13 protein-coding genes are annotated in these 17,432 nt (G+C 41.0%); 1 reads left to right on the top strand and 12 read right to left on the bottom strand.

What is annotated here, in order from left to right; translation table 11 throughout:
• Positions 1-248: 248 nt before the first annotated feature.
• The 11 genes from RBH88_RS04240 to RBH88_RS04190 form a co-directional block, all read right to left on the bottom strand.
• Entirely contained in the window at positions 249-1,430 is a 1,182-nt protein-coding gene (locus RBH88_RS04240; RefSeq protein ID WP_307879990.1) for a thiolase family protein, read from the bottom strand.
• A complete protein-coding gene (locus RBH88_RS04235) occupies positions 1,427-2,131 on the bottom strand; it encodes a 3-oxoacid CoA-transferase subunit B (protein WP_213690364.1) in 705 nt (234 codons plus the stop codon). The genes RBH88_RS04240 and RBH88_RS04235 overlap by 4 nt, the downstream gene beginning before the upstream one ends.
• Positions 2,115-2,822 (bottom strand): CoA transferase subunit A, encoded by a 708-nt coding sequence (locus RBH88_RS04230; protein WP_213690365.1) that lies wholly within the window; start codon positions 2,820-2,822, stop codon positions 2,115-2,117. Before RBH88_RS04230 ends, RBH88_RS04235 begins: the two co-directional genes overlap by 17 nt.
• 16 nt (positions 2,823-2,838) lie before the next feature.
• Positions 2,839-4,785 (bottom strand): TRAP transporter permease, encoded by a 1,947-nt coding sequence (locus tag RBH88_RS04225; RefSeq protein ID WP_307879989.1) that lies wholly within the window; start codon positions 4,783-4,785, stop codon positions 2,839-2,841.
• Positions 4,786-4,851: 66 nt separating this feature from the next.
• A complete protein-coding gene (locus RBH88_RS04220) occupies positions 4,852-5,805 on the bottom strand; it encodes a TAXI family TRAP transporter solute-binding subunit (RefSeq protein ID WP_213701164.1) in 954 nt (317 codons plus the stop codon).
• Positions 5,806-5,845: 40 nt separating this feature from the next.
• Positions 5,846-7,204: an aspartate aminotransferase family protein gene (locus tag RBH88_RS04215; protein WP_213690367.1), complete on the bottom strand. Its 1,359-nt coding sequence runs from the start codon at positions 7,202-7,204 to the stop codon at positions 5,846-5,848.
• 304 nt (positions 7,205-7,508) lie between these two features.
• A complete protein-coding gene (locus tag RBH88_RS04210; RefSeq protein WP_307879988.1) occupies positions 7,509-9,215 on the bottom strand; it encodes a hypothetical protein in 1,707 nt (568 codons plus the stop codon).
• Positions 9,216-9,342: 127 nt separating this feature from the next.
• Entirely contained in the window at positions 9,343-10,506 is a 1,164-nt protein-coding gene (locus RBH88_RS04205) for an efflux RND transporter periplasmic adaptor subunit (RefSeq protein WP_213695877.1), read from the bottom strand.
• A 23-nt stretch (positions 10,507-10,529) separates the two neighbouring features.
• Positions 10,530-11,828: a TolC family protein gene (locus RBH88_RS04200; RefSeq protein ID WP_213690370.1), complete on the bottom strand. Its 1,299-nt coding sequence runs from the start codon at positions 11,826-11,828 to the stop codon at positions 10,530-10,532.
• Complete coding sequence (locus tag RBH88_RS04195; protein ID WP_307879987.1) at positions 11,825-14,896, bottom strand: efflux RND transporter permease subunit; 3,072 nt, start codon at positions 14,894-14,896, stop codon at positions 11,825-11,827. The genes RBH88_RS04200 and RBH88_RS04195 overlap by 4 nt, the downstream gene beginning before the upstream one ends.
• A complete protein-coding gene (locus RBH88_RS04190) occupies positions 14,893-15,531 on the bottom strand; it encodes a TetR/AcrR family transcriptional regulator (protein ID WP_213690372.1) in 639 nt (212 codons plus the stop codon). The genes RBH88_RS04195 and RBH88_RS04190 overlap by 4 nt, the downstream gene beginning before the upstream one ends.
• Positions 15,532-15,767: 236 nt before the next feature.
• On the opposite strand from RBH88_RS04190, the gene RBH88_RS04185 reads away from it, so the two are divergent.
• The gene (locus RBH88_RS04185) at positions 15,768-16,862 is read left to right on the top strand and encodes a GGDEF domain-containing protein (RefSeq protein ID WP_307879986.1); all 1,095 of its coding nucleotides are present in this window, start codon (positions 15,768-15,770) and stop codon (positions 16,860-16,862) included.
• A 12-nt stretch (positions 16,863-16,874) separates the two neighbouring features.
• Here RBH88_RS04185 and RBH88_RS04180 read toward each other — a convergent pair whose 3' ends face one another.
• A complete protein-coding gene (locus tag RBH88_RS04180) occupies positions 16,875-17,408 on the bottom strand; it encodes a CarD family transcriptional regulator (protein WP_307879985.1) in 534 nt (177 codons plus the stop codon).
• Positions 17,409-17,432 lie beyond the last annotated feature (24 nt).

The raw sequence follows: 17,432 nt of genomic DNA, 5'->3' as shown, positions 1-17,432 counted from the left end.
TGAGCCTCCACCTTCAAACGGAAGAATTTATTTTATTTTAATAAAAACAGACATTTTGCGCAACTATTTCATCTAAAACTCATGAACAATTTTACCTAGCATTAATAAGGAATTTAATTTTTAATATTCGGGATAATATGGTTATTGTCATTATATCAGGTGAGTGGTACAACAAAAAAAGACTTCCGCCTCAATTTGAAAACAGAAGTCTTTTTATTTTTATAACTAGCTAATTTTTGTAAAGTATTTTAAAATCGTTGCACGACCATCGCTACTGCCTGCCCTCCACCGATGCATGCACTGGCAATGCCAAGTTCTTTGTCTGCTGTCTTGAGTGCGTAAAGCAATGTAGTAAGGATTCTAGCCCCTGTAGCTCCTATGGGATGCCCCAATGCTATAGCTCCGCCATGAATATTAAGTTTCTCCATGTTAAAGGGAAGAACTCTATGACAAGCTATAACCTGCGCAGCAAATGCTTCATTGATCTCGATAAGATCCATATCTTCAAGGGCTAGATTCGCCATTTCAAGAGCTTTAGGCATGGCAACAGTTGGCGCTATTCCAAACAAGCCAGCGTCAAGAGCCGCATTTGCATACCCTAAAATTCGCGCTATTGGCTTATGACCTTGTTGCTTGGCCCACTCTTCATTCGCTACGACAACAGCACTGCCAGCGTCGCATAAAGCTGAGCTGCTTCCTGCGGTAATTGTTCCATTTTCTTTAAAGATAGCAGGAAGACGGCCAAGAGCTTCAAGAGAGGTATCTTTTCTTGGAATTTCTTCACGGTCTACAACGATTTCACCTTTTTTACGATCACGATAGGTTAAAGACACAGTTTCTTCTGCGAACAAGCCCTCTTCCATAGCTCGAACTGCCTTTTGATGACTTTGCAAAGCGTATTCATCTTGTTCTTGTCTCGATATATTATATTCCGTAACCAGGCGTTCTGTTAGTGTCCCCATGAGGGCTCCTGCCACGGGACACACAAAACCATCCTGATGTAAAACATCTAAAGCCTTCTTTTCCCCCATTCTATGGCCCCAGCGTGCATCGGGAAGGAGATAAGGAGTATTCGTTGCGCTTTCCATTCCCCCTGCCACTCCAGCATTAATATCTCCAAGACGGACACGGTCAGCTATAAGCATGATAGTCCGCAAACCCGAGCCACACCGTTTATTCACGGTAAATGACGGAATATCTTGCGGTAATTTTCCCTTGACCATAGCGATACGAGCGGGATTGGCTCCTACACCTGCCTGCCAGCCATTTCCCATAATTACTTCTGAAATATCATCAGTTTTAACACCAGATCGTTTTACGGCTTCAGCTATAGCTACGCCTCCAAGATCAGGAGCTTCAAAAGATTTTAAAGATCCTCCATATTTTCCGCCAGGAGTTCGGCAGGCACTCAGAATAACAGCCTTTGTCATTTCGATGCCTCCTCGCAACAACATTCTTCTTCAATGCCTTTCATTAAGCAAAGATCACTGCTCACCTCAAAACTCATAGCTGTTTTTTCCAGCAATTCATTAACATCCACGTTGGGAGCTATCTCTGTTAACACCATGTGCCCGTCGCGCTTTCTTACAACACAATACTCAGTCACAATTGTAGAAACTACGCCTGCCCCTGTAAGAGGAAGAGCACATTTCTTTACAAGTTTTGACCGTCCTTTCTTATCAAAATGCGTTGTGGCGACATAGACAGCTCTTGCTCCGGATACGAGATCCATGGCTCCACCCATCCCTGGGATGAGTTTTCCCGGAATCCACCAGTTTGCCAAATTGCCTTCTTCATCAACTTCTAATGCACCCAAAACAGTGGCGTCGAGATGACCACCTCGAATGAGACCAAAACTCATATCGCTCGAAACTATTGATGATCCTGGAATAAGGCTTAATCCTCGTCCCCCCGCTCCTATAAAGCGAAGATCGTGTTCCTCTGGGGCTGGACCTGCACCAACAACTCCATTTTCTGTCTGCATGATTACCCTAACACTATGAGGGATGAAATCTGAAACAAGCGTAGGAATACCTATGCCCAGATTGACAACGGCACCATTATCAAAATCAAGGGCTATTCGTTTTGCAATTCGTTCTCGCACTACCTTTTCATCAAGTTCTGGAAGCATAGTATCCATCTCCTTTCAGCACGAGAATATCTACCAGAATTCCAGGTGTAACAACATCGTTAGGGTCAATTTCACCTTCACGAACAATGGAATCAACTTCTGCTATGACAATATCTGCTGCCGTTGCCATAACAGGGTTAAAATTCCGGTTCGTTCCAAAATACGTTAAATTCCCCCAACGATCAGCACGATACGCCCGAATAAAAGCAACATCAGCCCGCAAGGGGAGTTCAAGAATGTATCGTTTACCATTCACTTCTATTACTTGTTTGTCTTCTTCATAACACGTTCCTACTCCGGTAGGCGTCAATACGCCTCCTAATCCAAAACCTCCCGCTCTGATACGTTCAACAAAGCTCCCTTGAGGAACAAGTTCAAGTTCTAACTTATTCTCATTAAAAAGACGTTGCGTCTCTTTATTTAAACCGATATGAGAAGCTGTAACTTTACGAACCTGACCATTAACAACGAGCTGGCCTTGTCCAATACCTTCTGGATATTTATCATTGGCATATAAAGTATCATTGGAAATCAAGTGTAAATCATTTGTTTTCGAAGCAGCCAATGCATCCACTAAGGTGTAAGGAACTCCTCCGTAATTAAACCCTCCGACCATCAGCGAAGCTCCCGGCTTTACATAGCGAATTGCCTCTTCTGCTGACATAACAGGTTTAATGGTTTTTTTGGGCATATGCCGAACCTCCCTTTTATTGTTGTTCCGTGTTCTCTAAAATAGGTGAGACAACACGAGATGCTCTGCGTTTCTGAGTAATAAACATAAACGCAACGATAGCAACAGCAACGACATTGGCTATTAGGGTTGGATGAATTAACAAGAAAGGAACCGCAAGCAACGCAGCTCTTCCCCAAATTGGAAGATGAGTAACAAAGAACCCCTGAACACCTGCTGCCAACCCTATTATTCCCAGGAAAGCAGTTGCACAGCCAATAATAATTTTTATAAGGCTGCCCTGGAAAAGAAGATAGCTGTTATACACAAACATATATGGGACAATAAATCCTGCCACAGCAACGACAAGGGCCGTAAATCCTGTTTTCATAGCGTTGGAACGTGCTATACCAGCAGCAGCATATGTAGCCAAAGCTACTGGAGGTGTTACATCTGCCAAGACTCCAAAATAAAGGCAGAATAAATGAGCAGACATCATGGGAACCCCCATTTGAGCCAACGCTGGAGCGGCGAGTGTTGATGTAATGATGTATTGTGCTGTGGTAGGAACTCCCATACCGAGAATAATTGATCCGATCATTGTCAATAGAAGTGCCAAGGGAAGTATTCCGTGAGAAAGGCTCATAACAAAAGAAGAGAATGCAAGCCCAACTCCGGTTATACCAATAACTCCAATGACAATGCCAGAACACGCACAAGCTGCAGCGACATCGACTGCGCCAATAGCTCCGTCAATAAGAGCATTAAGTATTCGTTGCGGTGTCATACGATATTTCTTTTCTCCTAACCATGAGGCTCCAATCAGACAGACAATCGACCAGAAAACGGCCTTTACAGCAGAATATCCTGTTGCCAAAAAACCTATGAGAGTAATGATAGGTATTAATAGATGCCAGCCTTCTCTTAAGACAGGCCATATAGGAGGAACCTCTTCATTGGTCATCGCCCTTATACCCTTTTTCCCTGCTCTGAAATGCACCATGGCCCAAATTGAGAAGAAATAAAGTGCCGCTGGTATAGCCGCTGCAACCACTATTTCCCAATACGAAATACCAAGAAATTGAGCCATAATAAAGGCGGCTGCCCCCATGACAGGCGGCATAACTTGACCTCCTGTTGAAGAAGCGGCAACAACTGCACCTGCAAATTCTGAGCTATATCCTGCCGTTTTCATGAGAGGGATAGTAAAAGCTCCTGTCGTCACCGTGTTGGCAACAGAACTTCCCGAGACAGTTCCCATGAGAGCGCTGGCAACCACTGCCGCTTTTGCTGGACCTCCGCGGCTTTTACCAGTCAGTGCAATCGAAAGATCTATAAAAAACTGTCCAGCTCCCGACACTTTAAGAACAGCTCCAAACAAAACGAAAAGAAATATAAATGATGCTGAAACACCTAAGGGAACGCCAAATATACCATCGGTTCGTAAATACTGGAACGGCGCGATTTCATCGAGCGCAAAGCCTCCATGAGCTAAAATCCCCGGGAAATAGGGGCCTAAAAAGGCATAAATCATCGCAATTGTCGCCATAATTGGCAAGGGTAGTCCCATTGACCGTCTCGTTCCATCAAGAACGAGGAGGATCATCATCGATCCTAAGTAAATATCTGAAGTAATAGGTGCACCTTCACGCATAGTAATGGTTTCCCAATTCAAAATAATGTTGAGACAACCAACGATGAGCAGTGCTGCAAAAATCCAGTCCCACCAATCAATACGATTTTTTGGCCTTTTTTTCGATATGGGATATAAAAGGAACATTAACGCTCCCATAAAAAGCCAGTGGATACTTCTCTGGTACATAGCTGAACGTAACCCAAAAACAGCCGTATAGAGGTGAAAAACAGATGCCGACAGGGCTAGAGCAGCTACAATCCAATATTGCCAGCCGTGAAGTTCTCGTTTTTTTACATCTACATCTACTGGCTGAATGTTCTGCGGCGGTATTGAAGGATTTGTCATCATGTTTCCCTCCCCAGTCTCATCTCAAAATGGCGGGAGAGAGAGACTCTCCCCCGCAGTAAAAGAGACCTATTTCACCTCTATGCCTTTTTCCTTGAAATATTTCACTGAACCAGATGTAAATGGAATAATTCCAACGCTCGCTTCTTCTGGTACAAAGTGAGATGCCTGCTGAGTAATATCCATGAAAGCTTTGGCATTTCCTATAATTGTGCTAACCAAGTTATACCCCAATTCTTCGGGCATATTCTCATGAACAACAAGGAAGTTACCATCTGCTACAGTCATTATGTCTTTGTCTATGCCGGGGTATGTTCCTTTGGTTATGGTATATGGGAAAAGGAATGGATGGGTTTCAACTACCTTTTTAACGAGCTCTTCAGGAAGAGGAATGAGTACGATATCGCGAACAGCAGCAACCTCTAATACAGCAGAGCCTGGAGCTGCAAAATTCCAAAAGACAGCATCAACATTTCCATCTTTCAGTGCCATAACACCTTCAGGCTGAGTCAACTGTTGTTTTTGTAAATCTTTGTCCGGATCTATTCCAGCAGTTTCAAGAATAATTCGGCTTAAAATCTGGTCTCCACCACCAGGAGCTCCAAGAGAAACTTTTTTCCCTTTAATGTCTTCAAAAGATTTTATCCCTGTTTTAGTTGTTGTTACAAGATGCTGAGGGGCAGGATACATATGCATAAGAATCCTTAAAGGAAGTTTTCCATCTTGCCCGAATGCTTCGGTTCCCGTATAGGCCTGATATAAAGTCGATCCCATAGACATTCCTATCTGGGCTTTATCAGAAGCAACAAGGCGGCAGTTCTCTTTGGAAGCCGCAGTTGAACGGGATGTAGCTTTGATACCAATGTTGGCTTTCGTCAATATTTCAGCCATGGCCCCACCTAGGGGATAATACGTTCCTCCAACTCCACCTGAACCGATAGTAATAAATGTTACAGCTGTTGCGGCACTTCCAAATACTACAAGAGCTAAAACAGCTATCAGGGCTATCCATTTCTTATTCATACACATACCCTCCTTTAACTTTAGGCCCTCGACTCTTACCCTACAAACCAGACAACAATTTTTCGCTTGCTGCCCTCAATCCTTTCTCCAAACGCACAACAATTTCATCTATTTCGTTCTCTGTCACTATGAGAGGAGGCGCAACTAAAAATTGGTCTCCCTCTACTCCATCTATTTGTCCCCGCCCTGGATAAACAACAAGTCCCTGTTTCAGACACTCTCCGGTCGCAACACCAGCCGCGTTTACTGAAGATGGGAAGGCCTCGCGTGTCTTCTGATCTGCAACAATTTCAACGCCTCTCATGAGCCCCATTCCTCTTACTTCTCCAACGATAGGGATGTTATACAGAGACTCTAGTTTCTTTGAGAATCGATCTCCCTGAATGCGTGCATTTTCTACCAACTTCTCTCGCTGTATCAAACGGAGAGTTGCAGTAACAGCAGCAGCTGTGGCTGGATTGGCGTTATAGGTATGACCATGTTGAAAAGCACCGCTTCCCTGTTTCAATATCTCAACAATTTCGTCTTTGGCTATAAGAGCTCCTACTGGTGAGTACCCTCCTGACAAGGCTTTTGCAGAACAAATCATGTCGGGAATAACGTTCCAATGATTCAGGCAGAAATTAGCACCTGTACGACCAATTCCAGTCATAATTTCATCGGCAATAAGCAAAACATCGTATTTAGAACAGATTTCGCGAATAATTGGCCAATATTCCTTAGGAGGGTGAAGTCCACCAACAGTGGAACCTACAATAGGTTCTGCCACAAAAGCGGCAACATATTGAGCTCCTATTCTTCTGATTTCATGTTCTAGTGAGTGAGCGCAACGAATATCACAAGAAGGATATGACAAGCCATAAGGACAACGGTAACAATAATGTGAAGATATTTTGGGATAATCCTGATACAAGGGATAAAAAGTTCTACGACGAGCCATGCTACCTGCTAACCCCATAGTTCCTATGGTACTTCCATGGTAGGAGTTCCAACGAGCAATCATGACATATTTTGAAGAACTCTCTCCATCACGTTCGACGAAATATTGTCTTGCCAATTTAAGCGCCGATTCGATAGCTTCGCTGCCACCACTGACAAGCCAAACATAATTAAGCCCTTCTGGCGCAAACGAAGCAACTTCTTTAGCCGCTTCCATAGTGGCCTCGTTATACCACCGTGAAGGATGGGCAAACTCAAGAGAAGTAAGCTGTTTGTATATAGCATCAGCTATCTCTTTGTTTCCATGGCCTACACTGGAAAGCAATGCTCCACTACACCCATCAATGTAGGCTTTTCCATCCTCATCAAAAAGGTATATTCCTTCGCCTCTAACAGCTTTTTTAAGGGCAGTTTTGTAGCTACGAGGAATCATCGCCCCATATTCTGGCACGCAAACCATCCCCTCTCTGTGTTTTAATACACATTCCAACTACCTCTGTTCTCGTCCGGCCGGAACTCACAGAGAAAATCCCTTAACTAAATAATTAGGATAAAACGATACGAAACATTACGTAGAAAATTAAGCAGGAATAAAATATAGATAAAGAAGGTTAACATGAGAAGTAATGACTACTAATTTTTTTATTTATGAAGGTTTTCCTTCGTTAATAATAGATTCTTCTAGATGGTTTGTCAATTTAAAATAAAAGAGAAAAAACAAAAGAGACCGTTTTTCAACGGCCTCTCGTAAAAAAAGGTTAAAATCAATTTTTATTCTCAGCAATTACTCCCTTAGGAGTAAAAACATACTTATCATCCATAAAAACTATCTCTTTTAAACGATATGTGCCCAAAACTTCGGAATAAAAAGGAACGAAAGCCTCAATTAATGTTTTTGCAGACCGCCCCACGTCTTTTTTCTCTAACTCATAATTCAACGTCATATCTATCAATGGGTGTTTTATATTCACTGAAATATTCTTCTCAGGTTTCCTCGCTATTGTATGATCTGCTTCGGGAAATTTAATCGCCACACGTTTTTTCTTTGTGCTTATGATAAGCTCCGGATCATCAAGAGATTCATAATGATGGGATTTATCCATATTTTCGTTAAAGATCCTCACATCAAAAGGAGCGTCTTCAATAAGCCACTTGTTAGGTATCGTTAAAAGATATGTAGGACTCATAAGCTCCGTAACGGCAGCCTCGTTCATAGCAATAAGCCGGATTTCTGAAATTTCATTCTTAAATCTATTTAGATAGGTTGCGTTACGGCATCGACCAATAAGATAGAGCTTGTCGCTATTCACAACTCGAGTGTCGTTGAGCATTTTATTGAGAGTTGTATTGAACTCCTTTATATCTCCGCCATCCAGCAAGAGCTCTGCAAGCAGTCGACCATTCAGAGACACCTCATATCCGTTGTCAATATTACGTTGCAAGTTTTCGCGGGCTTCTTCCAACATACCAATTTGGGCATATGTTAACCCGACAAAAAGGAAATTCTGCCAATCTGAATTGTTTGACTGGTTTATTATTTGCTCTAAATCTTCCCTTACACTTTGAATATCGTCACTGTTTTTGGAATCCGCTTTTTTCTGCAAACGTAGACGTTCCATCAAGACGCTCGCCCAAAGAGGATCCTTTCTGAAGATAGGTCGGTGTGTTTGTAAAAACTTATCCGTGCAATCAAGGAAAAACGTCTCGTTCTCCTTGTTGGAAAGAGCATAATAATACCAAAAGGGAGGGAAGTACTGAAAAGCAACATTATCACGAAGAAGTCGCGCCAATTTTCGATGCTGAACTTCTTCTCCCCCTGATTTCACACTTTCTACAAACTCATTGATCTGTTTTTCTGTCAATCTGTACTGATCATCAATATTATATTTTTTTACTATATTCCACGATGCCGTTAACAAATCTTTTCGTATCGCATTAATCGAGTTGAGCTTTTCATCGTCGAGAGCTTCGATCATTTCTTCATTTTCGCTCAAGTACTCCTCTATCTGTCGTTGATAGTTCACATACATAGAGCCCATTGAGGAAACCGCACTTACGGCAGCAGACACTACACTTTGCGGGGAAAGCTTTACCCCTGCAAGAAGGTTATATAATGTACGTTCCAATTTTCTCTGATAGCTCTTCTCTATACGCTCACGTTTACGTTCAGAAATAATTTCATCTTTAAGCGTATCCATAAGTTTGGCCAGAAGTTTAACAATATCTTCGTCAGGAATAGCATTTAAGTTCAAGTTATTTATGATATTGTCATACTCAAACGAGAGGACAACACGATCATTGTATGAAACAATTTTGCTCAGTGAATAGGTGCAATAATTGAGCGCTTGCAAAACTTCTATGGGATCATACTTTTTTTCTTCCTTTAAAGTAACAGCCCCTTCTGCAGCAGGCGACACACACAAAAGAATCCCCCAGACAAACAGTAACAAAAACGAAGAAAACCGTTTCATTATTCGCAATAAACCTCCAGAAAAGATGATACCCAATACTACAACAAAGCTCTCTGGGAAGCTACGAAAATCTACCCAGAGAGCTTTGTTATTTTGCTATTAAGAGTCTATATAAAATTAAGAAGAATTATTCCCTTACTGAAAACTCTACCTTATCGCCGTCTTTAAGAAGCTTGCCACCAGCAACTACAACATAATCTCCTTCAGACAAACCTTCCGTAACTTGAACGGTAGAGTCAGTTCGTATTCCCAACTTTACAGGAATTATTCGCAACTGCTCGTCTTTAACAAGTCGTAACGCTACTCCCTCTTCACCTTCTATCAGAGCATCAGAAGGAACAACTAAAGCATCTTTTGCCTCTTGTCGTATTAAGAAAACTCGAGCAAACATTCCAGGTCGAAGAGATACCCCATTTTGATTATTATCTATAAACACTTCAACCTGTACTGTTCTCGTGTCCTCTTTTACATAGGGGCTTACCCGAGCTATTGTTCCCTCAAAAACTTTGTTGCCAAGGCCATCGCTGCGAACAAGCCCCTTCATTCCTGAAGAGAGACCAAAAGCTCGTGACTCCGGTACTCTGACAACGGCCTTAAGTGTGCCCATATCTGCTATTTCGACAACAGCAACAGAAGGGCTCATCATTGTTCCAATAGTATGGGAGTAATCATTTAATACTGTTCCTGATATTGGAGCCTTTATATAATACTCAGAAAGTTTAACCTCAAGATTTTTTAGCTCTGAACGCGCTTGGAGAACAGTCGCCTCTGCCAACTTATATCTGGCCTCTGTCTGGAGATAGGCTGTCTCTTTAGCATCAAGCTGCTGTTGAGTCGAGAAGCCTTCCTTTAAAAGTCGCTGATAACGTTCTCTCTCTATTTTGGCATTATCAAGCCCCGCCCGTGCTTCAGCAACCTGAGCTTCTGCCACAATAATACTTGCTTTTACCGAAGAAATTTGGGCATCAATGTCTCTATGGTCAAGAACAGCTATCGTTTGGCCTGCTTGCACCAAATCACCCTGGCTTACCTTGAGAGATTCAAGGCGTCCTGTAACTTTTGGATAGACAACGACCCTTTCAATAGCCTCTATTGTACTGTTCTCTTCAAAACCATCACGAAGGACAGGTGTTTTTTTCGCAGACATCACAGATACTTTTGCCGCTGTTGAAAGTGCGGAGGAAGTGTCTTGAGAAGCTTCTGGTCTATTTCTCAACGGGCCAAAAACAAAGAAGCCGGCACCGAGAAGGATAACGATAACGCCAATTAGTATTTTTTTTGTAGACCGCACTATTGAATCACTCCTTAGTCTTTTTAAGGAAGAACTGGTTCTTCAGTTAAAATGCCCTCAGCCTTGCGTAAACGTACTATAGCGTAGGCATAATCTTTTACAGCAGAAGAGTACTCTCGACGAGCATTCGTTAAAGAAGCCCGTGCATCCAATACATCTAATTGAATGCCTACCCCTTCTCTATATCCCACCTCAGACAAGCGCAATGTCTCTTTTGCGAGTTCCAAGTTGATCTGAGCCTCTTCCACAACCTGCGATGCCGTTTCTAAATCAAGATAAACACTATTTACTTCTGTAAGAATACTCTCTTCCTTTTTGTTTACAGCATGAACAGCTTGTTCTCGCACAGCCTTCTGTTGCACAACTCTACCATGCGTAAGGCCACTATCCATAACAGGAATATCAACATTGATACTTGCCTGCCATGTATCTTTACTATTGTAAAGAGTTTGTTCAGGGTCATCATACCGATATGTACCTTTTATTGATACAGATGGCCTCATGCCACTTTTCGCTATTTCAATCTGCTGATCGGCAACATTAACCTGTAGTTCTGCTCGTTGATAATCGGCACGAGACGAAAGAGCTTTCGTTAAAGAGGATTCCATATCCCCTTCAATAGGATTGTATGAAAGCGCCCCTTCTATTTCATATGATGTTTCCGGTCGTATATTCAGCAATTCAAGCAAATTTATTTTAGCTATTTCCAAATTATTATTTGCACGGATCAAGCCCGTTCTATTTTCAGCCAGCTGTTTCTCCGCACGTGTAATCTCTAATCCTGTCGCTAAGCCCAAGGCTCTCTTCTTTTTGACTTCCTCTAAATATTTCTCCGCAAAAAGGAGTGCATCCTCAGCTGTCTTAACATTTTCCTTCTCAAGCAATACGGAATAGAAACGATTGTAGACATTCAAAGCAACCTGTTCAAATACTTCTTTGTAATAAAACTCAGCTTGCCGTTGTTCTATGGATGCCTGACGCTTTGCTGCCGTGATCCGTCCGCCCTGATATATAGGTTGAGTTAGTGTTAAAGAAGCAGTATTTACATTTTCTTCATCCGAACCAGCATCAGGTTTTTCTCTACGTGTATAGGTAGCCCCAGCATCTAATGAAGGAAGTCCTCCGGCTTTTGCCTCTACCTGTTTTCCTCCAGCACGAATAAGTTCCTGGCGAGCTGAGAGGATATCCAAGTTTTGCTCTTCCGCTATAGAAAGTGCTTTTTCTAATGTCAAGACCATACTATTCTCAGAGGCTGCCCATCCAATCTGCCCCATTAACAATAGCAGCATAAAAACTAAAGCTGTTCTTTTTGCATATCTCATTTTTCCCCTCCACTCATACTCGTCACCGTAGACTTTTTTGTCAAACGTACAATAATCTGCGCTATTTTCTCTTTGGCATCACCTAAAATAACGTAGACTGCCGGAATTACAAACAGTGTCAGGAATGTCGATGTAAGCATTCCTCCTATAACAGCTGTAGACATGGGCTGTCGTATCTCTCCGCCTTCACTGAGCCCCAAGGCGATGGGAATAGCCGCTATAGATGTAGAGAGCGCTGTCATAAGTATTGGCCTCAGGCGTAAAGGTCCAGCCTCTTGCATAGCTTCCAATCGACCATAACCAGCAGCTCGGCGTTGGTTAGCAAAATCGACCAATATAATGGCGTTGTTTACGACAATACCGACGAGCAAAATAATTCCCATGAAACTCATCATATCTAAGTCCATGCCTGTAACTAAGAGGATTCCAAAAACACCTGTCGTTGCAAGGGGTAATGAAAACATAACCATTAAAGGATAGATGAAAGATTCAAACTGTACTGCCATAACCATATAAACCAAAATAATGGCAATAGCAAGAGCTTTGAAAAGTTCTTGAAAATTTTCTTTCATATGCTTCGAAACGCCAGTTGGAATAACACGAACACTGCCATCAGAAGGTGCATATTTTTTAAAGGAATCCATTACGAGAGTTACACCTTCACCTGAAGAAATTCCCGTTGCATTCGCAGTAATTGTTAAAGAACGTTGCCTGTTATAACGTTTTACAAGAGTAGGACCTTGCCCCTCTTTAACTTTAACAAGACCTGGCGCTTTTATGAGATTTCCATTTCCATCTTTAAAAGCTATATTCTGAATATCCTGGATGTTACGCCTATATTCTTCCTCTGCTCTCAGACGGATATCATAGCGATACCCACCATCTTTCATAACACCCGATTTGACTCCGCCGAAATAAGCCTGTATCTCCTGAGAAAGATCTCGAACATTTACATCCAATTCATCTGCCAGCCCTCTGTTTATTTCTACATTAATTCTGGGGCTATCAAGTCGAACGTCAGTAGAAACGTCTGTTAAGCGACCGTCTTTTTCAATATCTTTCTTCATCTTTTGAGCTACAGCATCTAATTGTTCGGTATCTTGACCTACAAGTGTAATACTAATATCAGATCCCCACGTACCAAATGTAAGTTGAACATCTTTATAAGTAGAAAATTGTTTTCTCATCTTTCCCATGACTTCCGTAGACGAAGCGCGTTTATTTCTCGGAACCAATGTAACATTAAGTTTTCCTTTGTTTACCTCTTGTCCCATCCCTGAACCTATGGTCCCATAGGTATATGCAACTTCAGGATAGAGACGAACAGATTCACCAATCTCGTCTAAAAATCTTTTGCCCTCATCAAGGGATGCTCCAGCTGGAAGCTCAAACCTGATTGCAAAATCGCCTCTATCTTCGTTTGGGAAGAACCCTGTGCCCAGCAATCCTGCCATAAAGATACCTAAAGCAAAGATACCTACTGCACCAGCCAAAACAATAAATCGATGTCTCAGACAACGTCCCAGCCACTTCCGATAGGTATTTTCCAGCCATTCCAGAAAAGCTTCAATTTTAAGAGCTACTTTTCCAGGACGATCTTTACGGAGTATTCTTGAACATAAAAAGGGAGTCAATGTCAAAGATAGAACAAGTGAAATAGCAATAGTTAAAACAACTGTGATTCCAAAGGCATAAAAGAAACGACCAATAACGCCACCCATTGATGCGACAGGGGCAAAAACGCATATTGTCGTCGCAGCTCCTGCCAAAACGGCAAAACCTACTTCGCTCGTTCCTTGTGATGCCGCTTCCATGGGTAATTTGCCATTTTCAAGGTGCCTATGAATATTTTCAAGAACAACTGTAGTTGCATCAACGACCATACCTACAGCTAAAGAGAGTCCCATCATGCTCAAGTTATTAATCGTAACGCCAAGCCCCTTAAGAATAATAAGGCTACCGAGCAAACAGACTGGAATTGTTACAATTGTTACAAAGGTTGCCCGCATCGTTCGCAAAAAGAAAAGCATTATAAGAGAACAAAGACCAATACCTATAAGAGTATCACTTCCGACTCCGGCCATAGATTTACGAACGAATGAAGAAGTATCAGACAAGACTTCAATATTGACATCTGATGGAGCTAGTTTTTTGAGGGAATCAAGTTCCTTATACACACCATCTGCCAAAGCAACTTCATTTGCTCCTCGCTGCTTAAGGATTTCAAGAAGTATAACCGGTTTCCCGTTATACGTCGCTATAGAGCGCACATCTTCGTATCCATCTTCGACTCTGGCCACATCTCGTAAACGTATAACAGCCCCGTGTCGTGAAACTATAGGAAGTTGCTCAAGCTCTTCAACAGACCCATATTCACCCTCAAGGCGTATGCTCAATTCTCTACGGTCAGATTCGAGACGCCCAGCAGGAAGTTCAACGTGCTTATCTTTTATGGCATCTTTTACGTCTTTAACTGTTAAATTACGTGATTCCAAAAGAGCAGGATCAAGCCAAACTCGTATTTCACGTTCGCGAAGTCCTATAGTATCAACACTACCAACACCATCAATAGTCTGCAAACGCTCTTTCACTACTTTGTCTGCAAAATGCGACTGCTCTTTATACGAAGCTGCCCCTGTAATACCTAACGTAATAATCGGACTGTCACCAGCATTGAATTTTTGGACAATGGGTGTTTCTGCTTCTTCCGGCAAATCGGAAACAGCCAGATTAACCTTGTCTCGAACATCTGCCGCCGCCGCATCTATATCTCGCCCCAACTCAAACTCGACTAAAATGATAGAGCGACCTTCATATGTATTTGACCTGATATTCTCTATTCCTGAAATAGTATTTAACTGTTCTTCCAAAACGTCTGTTACGTCATTATCCATAACAGTCGGGCTTGCTCCCTGCATTGTCGTCGAAACGGCAACAAGGGGGAAGTCAACGTCAGGAACTCGCTCCATTCCCATGTTTTTCATCGCCAATAAACCGAAAAAGATAAGAGCAAATGTTCCTATTAATACAGTAACAGGTCTGCGTAAAGAGAAGTCTGTTATCTTCATAGTGTTCCTCCTTCAGGCGAAGCTAATAAACCACGTAGCACAAATGATGTAACATCCTGTGCTATTTTTTCTTCTGTAACATCGATCAAGCCTAAAGCGATTTGACGCGAAAGACCTGTAAAAAGGGCATGTATCATTGCCCCAGCTAACATAGCATCCATAGTGGAACGAAACTCTCCATTTTGAATGCCTTTTTCAATAATTTTTACTATAGCCAATTGCGTTTGCTCTAAAGGATGAATCTTAGGATCAAAATCACGGCGTAGATCTACATCTTCATGGAAAGCAAGTATCATTGATGAAATTATTCTTTTGTTTCTCACCATCCCTACTGTTACTGTTTCTATTATGAGAGCTAATGTTTTAGCCATAGAAGATATTTTTTGATTTACAATAAATTCAATCTCTTTGTTAAGAGGTTCAACATGCTTCTCCATAACAAAACGCATTAATTCTCTTTTATTTTTGAAATAGTTATAAACCGTGCCCTTTGCAATTCCTGCCTCAAGTGCAACTCTTTCCATAGTTGTACCCTTCCAACCATATTCCTCTATAACGGTGCGAGCTGACTTATATAGCGTCTCACGCATAAGGTCATTTAACATCTGTTTCTTTTTTTTCTGAAGCTGAGACATCCACATCCTCCTGTCGTTTTGACTATAAGGCCAAAAATATGACTTAATAGTCATATTCAACGGTAGGTATTATAAAGTTTTATATATACTCGTCAAGGTGGAATCTACTGACTTGAAGGAAATTGTTACATTTAGGGGAAAATCATTAAATTCTTAAATAGGCGTTTATAATTAACAATCTTTTGTGTAAAATGGAATTAGCAGAGTTAGAATGTCTTTTTAATGGAGATTACTTAATGAAAAATCTGCGGCAAAATTCAACAAATGATTATCGTGAGGAACTACGCTTTTTTCTTTGGCAACAAAACATACACCACATTCTTATATTCAGCCTTTTAGGACTGCTTATTGAAAGCATGGCATTTGGCTATGTCTATAAGGCTGGTCTCTCTTGTTATATCCCTTTGTATGTGACTCTTTTTCTTATCTATATTGTTTTTCTACCCGTAATAATCTATTTCAATAATAAAAAAAATGAAAAATTACCTCGATATTCTTCCTGGTTCTTATTTTTTTATTTCTTAGGACTTCTTACCTTTGCAGTAATGCTAAGTTTTGCCAATCAAATTTATACTGGAACCATTACAGTATATGTAATTGTTCTTTTCTGCATTGCGTCCTTTTTTTATATCCCATTTCCTCATATGATTGCTATCTTTAGTGCAGCTCAATGGATTTTCGTCACTTTTCTTCCTAAATTTCAGCATAACCCCGTTATTGCGCGAAATCATATTTTTAATTCTTTCGCTGCGTTGGTTTTGGCTCTTGTCATTTCCAGGTTGACCTATCAAATGAAAACCAAAACCTTTATGAATAAGAAAATTATCGACAAACAAATTCAGACACTCAAAAATCTGTCTATTAAAGATGGAATGACAGATCTTTTTAACCATAAACATATTTGTAGAAGGTTGGAAGAAGAAATACGACGAGCTAATCGCTATAAAACACCTTTATCTGTGGGAATATTTGACATGGATGGCTTCAAAAATATAAACGACACATTCGGACACCAGGAAGGAGACCGAATAATCATAAAAGCGACGGAAACAATGAAACAAACATTCAGGGAAACTGACCTCTTGGGAAGATATGGAGGCGATGAATTTTTAGTTATTTTTCCGGAAACACCGTTAGGCAACGCCGTAAAGGCAGCAGAGCGATTTAGAGAAAAAATATTACAGAATATAGCTGAAAAAGATAAAACCATCTCCATTAGTGGAGGAATAACATTCCTCCAAAAAGGAGATACGTTACAATCTCTTATTCACAGAGCAGACATGCTGCTTTACGACGCTAAAAATGCAGGGAAAAATAAAATAGCATGGTAAAACTAGAGAAAATTAATTATATTCATTTTTATTAGCTCTATTTTTTCTGCCAACTCTTTTGGCTATATATTCAGGCACCTTCTCTTTTGGAATATCAAGAGCTATTGCTAGTTCTCCAAAAAGCAGATCTTCTGCACGTTTCATAAATTTATCGTCAATAGCCCCAAATTTATGTTTCTTTTGGTCAGCAAGCTGCTTCTTCGTATAAATAGACATCGTCAATTCTATTAAGTCAGCACAATCGTGTGTTTTAATTAAAGACTCATAACATTCTGTAAGTTGACTTGAAGTATAGTCTTCATATGTTTCTACCTGAAGAGTAGGAATCGTATCAATAAGCTGTTTAGCTTCGTCTTTAGAAATAACAGGACGCATAAATACTTCAGTTGTATTAACAGGAATAAATATTTTACAGTTCTGATACACGGGTTCTAAGACATAATAGAGTTCTTTATCGTTTGCTTTTCCTGCATCTCGTGTTGTAATACCCTTAACTTCACATACTCCTGTGTTGCCATAAAAAATTAAATCTCCTACCTGATACATTTCACATTACCTCCCAAAGTCCGT

Source organism: Aminobacterium sp. MB27-C1, assembly GCF_030908405.1.
Taxonomy (GTDB): Bacteria; Synergistota; Synergistia; order Synergistales; family Aminobacteriaceae; genus Aminobacterium.
Note: the sequence above shows the minus strand (reverse complement) of the source record. Positions and strands in the feature narration are given on the sequence as shown.

Coding starts and splice junctions, on each gene's coding strand:
- RBH88_RS04240 (WP_307879990.1), bottom strand. CDS start 1,430: ATGACAAAGGCTGTTATTCTGAGTGCCTGCCGAACTCCTGGCGGAAAA.
- RBH88_RS04235 (WP_213690364.1), bottom strand. CDS start 2,131: ATGCTTCCAGAACTTGATGAAAAGGTAGTGCGAGAACGAATTGCAAAA.
- RBH88_RS04230 (WP_213690365.1), bottom strand. CDS start 2,822: ATGCCCAAAAAAACCATTAAACCTGTTATGTCAGCAGAAGAGGCAATT.
- RBH88_RS04225 (WP_307879989.1), bottom strand. CDS start 4,785: ATGATGACAAATCCTTCAATACCGCCGCAGAACATTCAGCCAGTAGAT.
- RBH88_RS04220 (WP_213701164.1), bottom strand. CDS start 5,805: ATGAATAAGAAATGGATAGCCCTGATAGCTGTTTTAGCTCTTGTAGTA.
- RBH88_RS04215 (WP_213690367.1), bottom strand. CDS start 7,204: ATGGTTTGCGTGCCAGAATATGGGGCGATGATTCCTCGTAGCTACAAA.
- RBH88_RS04210 (WP_307879988.1), bottom strand. CDS start 9,215: ATGAAACGGTTTTCTTCGTTTTTGTTACTGTTTGTCTGGGGGATTCTT.
- RBH88_RS04200 (WP_213690370.1), bottom strand. CDS start 11,828: ATGAGATATGCAAAAAGAACAGCTTTAGTTTTTATGCTGCTATTGTTA.
- RBH88_RS04195 (WP_307879987.1), bottom strand. CDS start 14,896: ATGAAGATAACAGACTTCTCTTTACGCAGACCTGTTACTGTATTAATA.
- RBH88_RS04190 (WP_213690372.1), bottom strand. CDS start 15,531: ATGTCTCAGCTTCAGAAAAAAAAGAAACAGATGTTAAATGACCTTATG.
- RBH88_RS04185 (WP_307879986.1), top strand. CDS start 15,768: ATGAAAAATCTGCGGCAAAATTCAACAAATGATTATCGTGAGGAACTA.
- RBH88_RS04180 (WP_307879985.1), bottom strand. CDS start 17,408: ATGTATCAGGTAGGAGATTTAATTTTTTATGGCAACACAGGAGTATGT.